Source organism: Sporanaerobacter acetigenes DSM 13106, assembly GCF_900130025.1.
GTDB classification, from domain to species: domain Bacteria; phylum Bacillota; class Clostridia; order Tissierellales; family Sporanaerobacteraceae; genus Sporanaerobacter; species Sporanaerobacter acetigenes.
Map to the genome: position 1 here is coordinate 100,251 of NZ_FQXR01000004.1, position 13,266 is coordinate 113,516.

Here is a 13,266-nt window from a genome sequence, read left to right on the forward strand (position 1 = left end):
AATATGTATTTTTTATTCTTAGTTTTCAACTTAAAAAACTATGCAAATTATATTAAGAAGGTATGGAGCGAAAATACCGCTCCATATCCTTTCTAAAATATCTACCATTCAGGTCCACCAAGATCTACGCCCCAGTCAAATGTATATCCCCAAGACACATTGCTATCTGTTTCAGATAATTTATATTGTGATGCACCCATATTAGCTACTTCATTATTTACTTTGAATATCCAACCAGTTCTATCCTTCATATAATCATCTTCTGGAAAATCTGGTGCTCCAATTGTTCTTTGGAAAATTCTATCTGGAAGAGTATATCGTCCACCATATTTACCTATTTCACTTATATATCCTGAATCTGCCCCAACTAATTTAATTACATCTGCAGCTGCATATTTTGTTGCATCCATAGCTGTAGTACCAACTTTAACTTTAAGATCTCTAATTTCAATTGGTTCTACTAATTCTTGTTCGTTATCTAAATGCAAACCTGGATATAATTCTTCCAATACCCGTTTAATAACTATAGCTGCTGGTTCTGTTGAATTATCTCGTACAGGTGGATTATAACTTCCTGGTGTACTATAATTTCCTCTATACCAATCTACTGCATTTTCAAAATTGAATTCAACTGTTAAATTTATATCTTGACCTTTTATACCTGCATTGATCTTATAGTTTCTAAACTCTGTACCATTTTTATTCTTTAATTTAAAGTCTACATATCCCTTAGAAAAGTCTACAGGCATATTATCTTGGTAATTTACACCGTTTACTTCTAAGTTATATTTCTTAAGAAATGCAGCCTTTATTTCAACTTGACTTAAATCCTGAGCTGAATTTTCTGGAAATTCTATATACCCAGTATATCTAGTGACTCCACCTACTTCTACTGCATTCATTTCTGCATGAATATTTCCATTAGTAGCCCAAATATCTAGAATTCCATCCCCTTGGTTTGTCGCAAATACAGTACTTGTCAAACCAAATACCATAATTAAAGCTAACATCAAACTTAAAATCTTACTGCTTTTTCCAAATCTCTTAAACATCTTTTTGCCCCCTTTTAAAATTTGTTTTTTGTAAATAGCCTATTCTATTTACTTTTCTCTTGCCGTTAGGATAATTTCTCCTAACAATAGGTATTGGTTACAATGATTAAATCTTATTTATAGTCATATTTAATCAAATGACTATATCAATTTACCATTGGAATCACCCCCCTTGGTAATGCCTCTCGCCTTACTCCGCCCTAATGGCAACCTGTGGACTGATTCTCATTGCTTTTATAGCTGGAACTAATGCACTAAGTATTGCTACTAATCCTGCAAATACTACTGCTCCTATTGCTAACCATGGCGGGATAATAGACCTTACTTCCATTTCACTTAATAAAACAGGTAATAACTTTTGTAATCCAAAACTCATTAATAAACCAGTTATTCCTCCTATAACCCCTATAATTGCAGATTCAACTAAAAACATTTGTAATATATCAGTTAATTCGCTTCCCAATACTTTTAGGATACCGATTTCCTTTGTTCTTTCATTTATTGACATCATCATGGTGTTAGCTGTACCTATTCCTGCTACCAAAAGAGATACTCCACCTATTGCTGCAAGCATTCCTTGAATTTGTTTAGATTGCTTTTTTACTGATTCCAACATATCGTTTAATGAATAGGTTTCAAATCCAGCAGCCCTTATTATATTTATTACGTCTTGGGCTGAATTTGTGTCTTTGGCTTTTACCCATACCATTTGATATTTTTGAAGTTTTGCCAATTCTTCATCTTCAGTATCAGAGTCTTCTGGAGGGGCAGGCAAATATTCTTGATTATCCTTCATTATTTCTTCTAGTATTTTATATTCTATAAATCCTGATGTGGTATAATTGTTGTTTTGATTACTGCATATTCCTGTTATTTCAGTTTTGTAATTGTTCCCTGTCTGGATTGCTCTTCCATCTTCTCCTTCTTCATATTGCCCCATTAATGTCTCATAATCAAATGCCATTCTAATATTTGATTTCATAGGATCTAGAAATTCTTTTATTTTTTCATTCTCTACCTCTTCCCAAGTTTCAGGATCTGCAAATGAGTCTTGTACATCATCAGTTAGCATTATTTGAGGTCTCAGCCTTGTACCTTTTAATGGGAGTTCTCCTTCTAAAGGTACAAGCTGAAAACTAGGAGCAGTCTCCATATCTATTCCATATAGCTTGATTGGTGCTACATATTTACCGTTCTTTAAATAAGGTACTACTTGCAATACAGGGGTAGCTGCCTTAACACCTTCCAATTGATTGAAGGATTGAACTGCCTTTTCATTTAATAAAGCTACCCTACCTTTTGATTCTCTTGGTGGCATTACATCTATCTTTGTTAAACTGCCCATTTCTTCTATGGATTCTTTATAGGTTTGATCATAACCAATACCAATAGAGATCAACACTACTATACAAGCTACACCTACAGTCATAGCCAAAGCAGTTAAAATTGTTCTTACTTTTCTTCTCCAAAGATTTATAAATCCCATGCGAAAAAAATCTGAAGTTCTCATATTTTACCCCTACTTTTCCTCAAAACATAGTAAACTCCTCCACCAATTGCTGCCAACAGACCTACCCCTCCAGTTACTGCCAATGCCTTACTTTTCTTCTTCTTTGGTTTTATTTCATCTTGTACAACTTCACTTCCTGAATAATCTTTGTCTTGTATTTCCAGTTTGAAAGGTACTTTCTGAATACCTTCTATCCCATCTATATCTTCATATGAAATGATGAAATTTCCTTCTATTTCACCTGCTTTATCACATATTATTTGAAAATCTGCACTGTTTTTGGCAGCAGGAAGCAAATCACCACCATAAAATTTTTCCACCATGGATATTCCTTCTCCTTCAACATCTACCTGTAGATTTAGCACTTTGCTTTTCCCTTTATTTACAATGGGAATAGTAACAGCTATAGGTTCATTGATTCCACTATCACTTCCATAAATTGTTGGCTCTTCAACGAATATATTGACTTCTTGCTTTATCTCTAAAACTATGCCTTGTGTTTGAGTCCCTTGGGTTATTTTTGGAGTTTCATAATTCATATCAACTACTATTGTAGATGTTGGATTTATAGCAGTTGGTAATGCTTTTAATTTAAATGTACGAGTTGCTGTCTTTTCTGGCCCTAAATAGTCAATATAGGCACTATCACTTTCTCCTATGTCAGGCATCAGTTCTTCTTCAGCTAGAGTTAAAACAATACCCGCATTTTTTATGCTTTTATTCTTAGATGTATTTTTAAATTCTAATGTTAAATCAAATGATTCCCCTGAATAAATTGTCTCTGGATTTGTTGTGTAGCTTACTATCATTAATTTAGGTATAGAGTCTGGCAATTCTTCTGGCTCTTTTTCTTCTGCTTTCCCTTTAGCTACATTTATATATGCTGAAAAAAGGCTCTCTCCCATCATTCCATTTTCTTTATATGTAGCTCTAAAATTTATTGGCTTAGCTCCAGAGGTGATTTCTGGAGATATCCTAAATTCATATTCTAAAGTAGTAACATCTCCTGGATTCATTTTAGGTATCTTTTTACCGTAATTAATTACTTCTACTATAAAAGGCCACTCATCTAGTGAATTTGATATAACAGGGCTAATATTTATATCCGTTAATGTCCCTCCGGTGTTTATTATTGGTAATTTGAGTTTTATTCTTTCTCCTGCGTTTCCTGATGGAGCTGGAATTATAGAACCGTCTTTATCAACTGTTGCTATGCTTAATGCTCCTAATTCATTTATAATTTTGGATTCGCTTCCATCATCCGTTACATTTACATATACCATCAGCTCAAATTCTACATCCTCTTTTATCTGAGTTTTATTTATATCATCTTTTCTCCAAATTGTAGCATTTACTAAAAATGTTATTGGATATGTTCCTTTTTGTGCTGTTTCTGAAATTTCAAAATCATAAAACACATCTGCTCGGCTATTATATGTCATGTCTTTCATTTTTTTTATATAACTAGCATTTTTAATTTTAAAAGGCCAATCTTCTATTTCCGATCTTTCTGTAGGAATCATTGGCTCTATGGTTATATTTCTTATTACATAATTCAAGCTTGGTATATATTCCCTATTAACTGCTAATGGCAATTCAATTCGTACTTTATCTCCCGGTTTACCACTTACTGCCTTTGCACCTGTATCTGCTATTATAATTGCTTTTTTATCACTAGTTTCAATTTTATCCTGACCTGGTATATTTGATTTTTTATTGCTAGTTTCATTATCATCAGCATAGATAAAGTTTAAAGTTATCATTAATATAAAAACTAAAACTGCTAATGTCCTCGCCCATTTCTTTTTATTCAAATTCAATTGCTTTCCTCCTTACTAAAATTAATTATTCTCCCATCTTCTAAATATATAGTCCTTGTAGTATAATCTTGTATTCCTTCATCATGGGATACTAATACAAAGGTTGTCCCTCTTTGTATGAAAAGTTTTGTCAACAATTCCATTACTTCTTGACTAGTTTTTGTATCTAAATTTCCTGTTGGTTCATCAGCAAATACTATTGGAGGACTTGTAATCAGTGCTCTTGCAATACCTACTCTTTGTTGTTGTCCTCCTGACATCTCATTCGGCTTATGCTTAGCATGAGAATATATTCCTACCTGCTCCATGATTTCCTTTGCCATTTCTATTCTCTTTTTTGGTGCTATGCCTCTTAATACCAAAGGAAGCGCTACATTTTCTAACGCTGTATATTGAGGCAATAAATTATAGGATTGAAATATAAAACCTATAGTTTTTCTTCTATATCTAATTCGATCCCTTTCGTTCATTTGGTCAATACGATTTCCATCAATAATTATTTGTCCTGAAGTAGTTTTCTCTAGACCCGCCATCAAATTTAAAAGTGTGGATTTACCAGAACCAGAACGTCCTGATATTCGTAACCGTTCTCCTTTTTCTACAGATAAATCTATTCCGCTTACAGCTTTAATCACATTATCTCCCAATATAAATTCTTTTTGAACATCCTTTAGTTCTATATATCCTCCCATTGAATCCCACCTTTACTGTTAATCCCCTAACCAGTCTTGTCCTAAATCTTTTCCTAAGTCACATGTATAATTCCACTCAATTACATCCCCACCTTTGAGTGTGTATACTCCTGCACCATAATTTGGATACCAGCCATTTACACAGTACATCCAACCACTCCAACGCCCTCCATCAAATTCATAGAGATTGTTGATACCTTCTATATAAGCAGATGCTTCACTGCCTCTATAACTCATATGAAATTTATATTGCTCTTTTGCCATTATCAAAACATCAAGAACTGTATCGCCTTCCTTTATTTTGAATTTAGTAGGAGGTAATATAACACCACTTGGCGGTACTATGCCCTGCCATTTAGGGTCATCTGCCATCCCTTTTGCTACTGCTGTATCACAACGAATCTGCATTGTTACAATATTTTCCTTTTTTTCACGTTCTCTTTCTTCTTTTTTCTTTCTTTCTTTTTCTTTTTTTGCCTCTTTTATAGCCTTTTGTCTTTCTTCTTCTTTTGTAGTCTGCTTTTCTTTTTCATTGCTGCCTTTATCTTTGTTTAGCTTATCTTTCTGTTTCTCTATTGCTTTTTTTATTTCTTCTTGAAAACTATTAACTGGTTCAGCTTCTTCAATTATTTCCTTATCTATATTGTCTTCTTTACCTTTTTTAGCTATTTTTTTAACTTCATCTCTTGTAGATGTTTTATTTTCTTTTTTTGATTCTAATAATTTTTCCCACACAGATTTTTTATTATTTTTAGATTCTGATTCTATTTCTGCTATTTCTTCTATATTTTCTTGTTTTTCTGTATGAATTTTGTTTTTTTGAGATCTAAGTTGAGCTAACAAAGAATAGTTATCTTCATCTTTTTCTATTTCTTTTGCATTTGGATCTATCCAATATTCAATTTCAAGTTTATTAGATTTAGCAAATGCTTCTTCATTAAAAAAGTAATTACCTATTATGTCAAATACATGAACCCCGCCTACTATTATTGCTGCTATCAAAAGTAGTAACAAGAAAAACTTTTTGTTTTTCATATCATTAACCTCCTACTTCTTTTCCTTTCATGAAAACAAAAAAAACACTACCTTTTTTATAAGTAGTGCCTCCAGTTTTCTGGTCAGCATATTTTATAGTTTTATTGATTTCTTTAATTCTTGGATTCTTATAGGTTCACTGTCTTGAACTATAATATTGATTTCTCCAAACTCTGTTTTTCTTATTATCTCTATGAGCTTTCTTTCCCTATTAGTTAGCTCCATCGTTGAATTTTTTTCATCTATCATTAAACCAACCCCCTTAAAAATTTAAAGTCTTAAACCCTCTAAGGAATTTAAGACTTTAAAATAATATCAAAATTATAAATATTCATCACAATACCCTAATCCAAGAAGGTTAATGAAGATAATTTATTTAGGCAGTTCTCCTGACTTATGGTTCATAGCTCTCTTTCACCTTCCCAAGAATACTCTCAGTGGCATATTGAAAAATCACTCTCCATTTACAGTGGCCGGTCCGTTCAGGATTTTCACCTGATTCCCTTTTAATCTTTGCCAATACAAAGAACCTAAATATTTTTATTCAATTTTTTAACTAACACCATTATATACCATATCTTGATTTAAGGCAACACATACTTTTCCAAAGGTTTTTGTCTATCATGGTGATTTTGCGACAGTGAGAACCGTCCCCGCTGTCTCAGCGTCCCCGCTGTCTCAGTATATATATGTGGTGAGGCCTTGTTTTTGAAGTTTCCTTAGAAGGCCCCTGTTTGCTCTGTATTCTGATATGGCTATTCCAAAGTGATCATATAGTTTTACAAATTCTAGTATTTCTTTATCTGTGTATTTGTCATCAGGTATTTTAAATATGATGTTTTTGAAACCTTTGGTATATACTAGATAGTATTCTTCCATATCTTTTACTTGTGGAATGAATCTAGTCTTTACTTCTTTTAAATTGTACTTTATATATTTCATGGCTTTGGAATTATCTCCAACCATATCTGTGATTATATAGGCATCGGTGTGGTCTTCCATCCATTGTTCCAATTCTTCAACGGTCATCCCATTGTCACAATTTACTATCAATCTTTCATCAGTTGTCCATTCCAAATCTACTTCCATAAGTCTAAGACCATCTTCATAGTATTCATCCAATTTAGCCTTTGTATCTGCTGCAAATCCTATAGTGTTTTTGTTTTGAATTTCTAGTTTTTCTTCAGGTTCTTTGGCTATTATTTCATCTGAACCATTGATTATACTCCCAATAAGATCATTATTTAAAATATATTTAGATTTGTCTATTTCAGATATGGCTCTTCCATATCCTTCTCTACACTCTTCCAGTGGTATGGACTTTCTAGTCTTTAAATCTATGGCTCTACTGTGGTCAAATATTCCATCCCTAGACATGACAAACATCTTTTCATCATCTATAAAGGAACCTTTTCTCATGTGAATTTGTTGAGCTACAATTTGATCTTCCGAATTCAGCAAATCTAGTCCAAACATAATTCCCTTTTCATTTTCAATTCCCATGATATTTAGTATTGTAGGGAGAAAATCCAATTGACTTCCAACTGTGGAAACAGTTTCATTTATATCTTCTCCAGGTACATGAACTATAAGAGGGATGTTCATCATAGAATCAAAATCATAATCAATATCTAGATATTCTGACATTATCTTTATATTTTCATCCTCTAAACTTGATATGGCAAAATGGTCTCCATATAGAGCTATAATTGAATTGCCATATATTCCTTCTTTTTTTAATTCATTAAAGAATTCACCAATGGCTTTATCTGCATAATGCACTGCTTGAAGATAATTTCCAAACAATGTGTCTTTGTGTTCTTGTTTTAGTTGAATCTCCTGATATTCTTCAGGCATATTGAATGGATTGTGACTTGAAAGAGTAATCATGAACGCATAAAAAGGTTCATCCATCTCTTTTATATAGTCCATAGACTGATGAAAAAAGTCTTCATCATTTAGTCCCAAGGCCACAATGTCTCCAAGTTCAAAATCTTCCTCATTTACATATCTTTCAAATCCTTGTTTTGGATAAGATTTATCCCTATTCCAAAATTCTTTTTTGTATCCATGAAATGACCAAGCAGTATAGCCCTTGTCCCTGAGTATCCAAGGGAGTCCATAAAATGTGTTGTCTTGATATTGAATATAGCTTGGCTCGTCCATAGAAGGATACAGAGAATTGTTGGTGACAAATTCTGCATCTGAAGTACTTCCTATTCCCACTAATTGATAGTATCTGTCAAAATATATGCTTCCATTCTCTTTTATGAATTTATTTAAATTTGGAGTAAGTTCTTGACCCTCATAATATCTATTTATAGCAAAGTTCTGAAGAGCTTCTACTTGTATGACTATTAAGTTTTTGTCTTTCCCTATACCTGTGTATTTTCTGTCCTCCAATATGGATTGCTCTTTTAGGCATTGAAGATCATGTTCTGTAAATACACTTTCCCCTACAGCTACATCACCACTTCCTTTAAAAAGGCTTGTTAGATCTTTAGCATGATATGTGAAAAATTCTTGTCCATTAATGATTGAACTATAACCACTTGTATTCATGACTATGGCAAGTATTGCAAGAGCTGAAACAATTGCATAGGGTATTCTTGTCTTTATATTTTTGCTATAAATCTTGTTTTCTCTTTTTATCTTCTTTTTCTTTTTGCTTGAATAAAAACAAAGTACTGGAATATCCAAAATAAATAGGAGATTTAATGGGTTTATGATAGTTTTTACACTTTCGCTTACTTGGGCTACTTGTCCCAATTGTTTCACCATATTTACCGAAGGAAGTCCGTTAAAGTATTGATAATATACTACATCTACAAACATGATTGCAGATATTATATTGTAGAAAGAAAAAGCAATACTCTGTTTCTTTTTGTTGTGGCTAAAATATATAAGTGAAAAGAAAAATATTATATATAAACTACTCACAATAAATACTAAAACTTTGTTGTACTCTATTTTAGTTAAAAACATAAAAAGCATCATCTTTAATAATAACAAAAAAGATAAAACCATTTTACTGCCCCCAAGTATTAGATTTTTTCTACTATATTATATATTATTACTTTACAACAATACAAACTATGAATCAAGTTTGTTAAAATATTTGTTATGGAATTTTTTATGATATAAAAAAGGACTGAGTTCTATTTAAATAGAACTCAGTCCTTAATCTTCTACTTTGCCAATTCATATAGTGCTTTTTCATATATCTTGGTGAGAAGCAACAATTTGTTTACAGATATAAACTCATTGGCTTGATGAGCTATTTCTTCTTCATCTGGGAATACAGGTCCAAAGGCTACTGCATTTTCCATAGCCCTTGCATATGTGCCTCCTCCTATAGTTATAGGTTTGCTGTCTTTATCTCCTGTTTCTTCTCTATATACTTTCATGAGTTTTTGAACTAAAAAATTATCTTTTGGTACGTATAATGGCTTCATCTCTCCCTCGTCTTCAAAGAGTTCAATTCCTGTCCCCTCTAAATTTTCTCTGATTCCATCATATACAAGCCTACTACTGGATTTAATTGGATATCTGATATTTATAGATAAAACTATCTTTCCATCCTTCATTTCTATAACTCCAGGGTTAAAATCTAGTTTTCCAGATACATCATCTTCAAATCCACATCCTATAGCTTCTCCATGATGTTTAAATGCTATCTTTTCATTGTAAATATTGATGAAATCACATATATCACATTTACAATCTAATATTTCTCCAAGGAACTCTAGTATATAGGATATGGCATTTTTCCCTTTCCAAGGAGTGGAACCATGAGCTGAAACTCCTTTTGCCTTTATCTTTATATCGTCTCCATCTTTTTCAGTGGCCATTTGATATCCAGTTTTGTCTTTGAATTCGTTAAATTTCTTTTCTAGGGCTGAAAAGTCTTTAGCTGTAATCACTGCTTCACAATAATCCGGAACCATATTTACTGCGTTTCCACCTTTTATGCTCTTTATAGATATATCTCCACAACAAGTATCTTTTATTTCCTTTACAAGATCAAATGCTATAATCCCCTTTTCTCCATGAATAACAGGGAAGTTTGCATCTGGTGTAAAAGCCATATCTGGTGCCTTTTCATGTGCAAAATAATATTTCATACATCCCCACCCTGTTTCTTCGTTGGTCCCAAATATAATCCTTATTTTTCTACTTAAAGGCATTTTTTTGTCCTTTATACTCTTCATAGCATATAATGCTGCCATAGCAGGTCCCTTGTCATCTATAGCTCCTCTGCCATATATTTTCCCATCATGGATTTCTGCTTTATATGGAGGGTAGTCCCATCCATCACCTTCAGGAACTACATCAAGATGAACAAGTATTCCTACAGTTTCTTCACCTTCACCAAATTCTGCATATCCTGCATACCCATCAACATTTTTGGTTTCAAATCCCATATCTTTTGCTAGGTTAAGAGCATATTCCAAAGCCCTATATGGTCCTTCTCCAAAAGGCATTCCTTCTTTTGGCGCTCCTTCAACACTCTTTATTTTTATAATCTCTTGAGTTGAAGATATTACATCTTCCATGTTTTTCGCCCCCTAATTTTATTTTATGTAAACTCACTCTCTAAAACTAATGAATTTGTTGTTGTTTAAAATATTTAAATATTCTGCAAGTCTTTCATAAAGCGGCTCTGCCTTCTCTTTAAATTTCTCTTTCACTAACTCTCCTATTTGATATACATTTCTTTTACCATCTATATTCTTCCATATAAAGCTACCTAGTTCATCTAAATCTATTTTAAATTTATCTGGTACAAAAAAAAGCTTTATAGCTATTTTGTCAAAAAAAGAAGTTCTGGGAACTATCAATTGAATATTTCCATCTTCTATTATTTTCTCTTCAATCTTTTCAGATTTTATAGGTACGAATTCTAAATAATTTTTGCCTTTGTCCGTTTTAGCCATTTTATCCCTCCATCTGAAAAATTAGAATTATCTTGGGATAAACCCAAGATAATTTCTAATTTTCTTCTGTCTTCTTCCATGTAGAATATTTCAAAAGAGTCATGATTAAAATTATGAAAAATACTACTGCTCCGTATTTCCCTAATACTTCATCTCCAAAGGCAACTTTATCCAATACACTGCCTTCCCCTACTTGGATAACAGCAAGTATTGCAAGTAAAATTCCTATAAGTCCTTCACCAGCTATAAGACCTGAAGAATACAATACTCCACTATTGATCTTTTCATCAGCTGCTTTTTCACTAAGTTTATTTTTAGCTTTTTTGCTATCCAATATGCCTCTTATGATTCCACCAACCATTATAGGTGTACTCAAGTGGATTGGAAGATATAGTCCTACTGCAAAAGGAAGTATCTGAATTCCAAGTAGTTCTACAACTACTCCTATACCTATACCTACAAATATAAGTACCCAAGGTAGATTTCCATTCATAACTCCTTCTATGACAAGTCTCATCATACTAGCCTGTGGTGCAGGAAGTTCTGCTGAACCAAATCCCCATGCCTTGTTTAAAAGCACCAATACATATCCTATAACCAAAGCAGAAGCAACAACACCTATAAGCTCTCCAATTTGCTGTTTTTTAGGAGTTGCTCCAACCAAGAAACCTGTCTTTAAGTCTTGAGACATATCCCCAGCTATAGCTGTGATGATACATATTACAGTTCCAACTAAAAGTGCTCCAATCATTCCTTCTTCTCCATCAAAACCTATGGCTTTGAATATAATACTTGCAACTAGTAATGTTGCAATAGTCATACCTGATACAGGATTGTTGCTACTTCCAACCAATCCTACAAGTCTTGCTGAAACTGTTGCAAACAAGAATCCAAATATTGCAATGAGTATAGCACCAGCTATTCCAACTGGTATTATAGGAGTTGCTGCAATGAATATTATCAATGCAATGACACATATAAGTGCAACTTTCATAGACATATCAGCATCAGTTCGTAAATTTGAATCTCCGCCAGCTCCTGAAGCTTTAAGACCACTCATAGCTTCTTTAAATGTTCTGGCAATAAGAGGCATAGATTTGATAAGACTTAAAATTCCTCCAAAGGCTACTGCCCCAGCTCCAATATACCTCAAATAATTGCTCCATATTCCCCAATAGTCAAGCTCTGACAACGCTACGGATGCAGGATAGATAGCTTCTGGAATATATTGTCCTAGATGTGCAATAAGTGGTATGATAACAAGCCAGCCAAGAATTGCTCCAGAAAGCATATAGGCTGAAATTTGAGGTCCAACGATGAATCCAACTCCAAGTAGTGCTGGAAGTACATCCATTCCTATAGCTGCCCCCCGGTAACCTTTTATTCCCCATTCAATTTCACTTGGGAACAATTTGAAACCATCAGCTATAAATTTGTAAATTGCACCTATTCCAAGTCCTGAAAATACTGTTTTTGCCTTTACTCCGCCAGTTTCTCCAGCCTTTAATACTTCAGCACAGGCTGTTCCTTCTGGATATGGCAATGTACCATGTTCATTGACTACAAGAGCTTTCCTCAAGGGAATCATGAAAAATACTCCCAATAGTCCGCCTACAAGAGATGCTGTTATGATTTCAACCATATTTGGTTCTGCCATTCCAAGCTCTTGTGACCAGATAAACAATGCAGGCAATGTAAATATGGCTCCTGCTGCAAGAGATTCTCCAGCTGAGCCTATGGTCTGAACCATATTGTTCTCCAAAATAGAGTCTCTCTTCATGATTCCACGGATGATTCCCATAGAAATAACTGCTGCTGGTATAGAAGCACTAATAGTCATACCTACCCTAAGTCCTATGTAGGCATTTGCAGCTCCAAAAACTATTGACATAATGATTCCTATGATAATTGATGTAGCTGTAAATTCAGGCATTATTTTGTCTGCTGGTATATACGGAGTAAACTCATTTGTTTTCTTGACCTGTTCAGTCACATTAAAACCCCCTTTTATTTATTTTTTAAACCTTTATCTTTTTAGGACAAAGGTCTAAATCCTCTTCCCATATATATCTATGCTGAACATTGTGTGAAATATTAGAGTCGTTTGAATATTCCATTTATTTATTTTAGATTATATACCATATTTATATTTTTATCAATATTTAAAAAATTAGTTATTATTTTGGCCATATTCTATAAAGTGTATTTTTATGTTGTAAA

Annotated in this window: 10 protein-coding genes and 1 riboswitch; all 10 genes read right to left on the bottom strand. The window is 33.2% G+C overall.

The annotated features are described in order from the left end of the window. Window positions 1–101 precede the first annotated feature (101 nt). Window positions 102–1,052: a DUF4430 domain-containing protein gene (locus tag BUA21_RS04465; RefSeq protein ID WP_072743536.1), complete on the bottom strand. Its 951-nt coding sequence runs from the start codon at window positions 1,050–1,052 to the stop codon at window positions 102–104. A 190-nt stretch (window positions 1,053–1,242) separates the two neighbouring features. After that, the gene (locus tag BUA21_RS04470; RefSeq protein WP_072743538.1) at window positions 1,243–2,562 is read right to left on the bottom strand and encodes an ABC transporter permease; all 1,320 of its coding nucleotides are present in this window, start codon (window positions 2,560–2,562) and stop codon (window positions 1,243–1,245) included. Further along, window positions 2,559–4,382, bottom strand: coding sequence for a COG1361 S-layer family protein (locus BUA21_RS04475; protein WP_072743540.1), 1,824 nt, complete (start codon window positions 4,380–4,382; stop codon window positions 2,559–2,561). The genes BUA21_RS04470 and BUA21_RS04475 overlap by 4 nt, the downstream gene beginning before the upstream one ends. Next, the gene (locus BUA21_RS04480) at window positions 4,379–5,074 is read right to left on the bottom strand and encodes an ABC transporter ATP-binding protein (RefSeq protein WP_072743542.1); all 696 of its coding nucleotides are present in this window, start codon (window positions 5,072–5,074) and stop codon (window positions 4,379–4,381) included. The genes BUA21_RS04475 and BUA21_RS04480 overlap by 4 nt, the downstream gene beginning before the upstream one ends. A gap of 18 nt (window positions 5,075–5,092) precedes the next feature. Next, window positions 5,093–6,109, bottom strand: a complete 1,017-nt coding sequence (locus BUA21_RS14890; RefSeq protein WP_199228841.1) for a DUF4430 domain-containing protein — start codon at window positions 6,107–6,109, stop codon at window positions 5,093–5,095. Between the two features lie 93 nt (window positions 6,110–6,202). Further along, complete coding sequence (locus BUA21_RS04495) at window positions 6,203–6,358, bottom strand: DUF2292 domain-containing protein (RefSeq protein WP_072743544.1); 156 nt, start codon at window positions 6,356–6,358, stop codon at window positions 6,203–6,205. A gap of 113 nt (window positions 6,359–6,471) precedes the next feature. Beyond that, a riboswitch (cobalamin riboswitch) is annotated at window positions 6,472–6,658 on the bottom strand. Between the two features lie 129 nt (window positions 6,659–6,787). Continuing rightward, the gene (locus tag BUA21_RS04500; protein ID WP_072743546.1) at window positions 6,788–9,136 is read right to left on the bottom strand and encodes a sulfatase-like hydrolase/transferase; all 2,349 of its coding nucleotides are present in this window, start codon (window positions 9,134–9,136) and stop codon (window positions 6,788–6,790) included. Between the two features lie 161 nt (window positions 9,137–9,297). Then, window positions 9,298–10,665 (bottom strand): dipeptidase PepV, encoded by a 1,368-nt coding sequence (gene pepV / locus BUA21_RS04505; RefSeq protein ID WP_072743547.1) that lies wholly within the window; start codon window positions 10,663–10,665, stop codon window positions 9,298–9,300. A gap of 33 nt (window positions 10,666–10,698) precedes the next feature. Beyond that, entirely contained in the window at window positions 10,699–11,046 is a 348-nt protein-coding gene (locus BUA21_RS04510) for a PqqD family protein (RefSeq protein WP_072743548.1), read from the bottom strand. A gap of 55 nt (window positions 11,047–11,101) precedes the next feature. Continuing rightward, window positions 11,102–12,979, bottom strand: coding sequence for an OPT family oligopeptide transporter (locus BUA21_RS04515; protein WP_084604168.1), 1,878 nt, complete (start codon window positions 12,977–12,979; stop codon window positions 11,102–11,104). Window positions 12,980–13,266 lie beyond the last annotated feature (287 nt).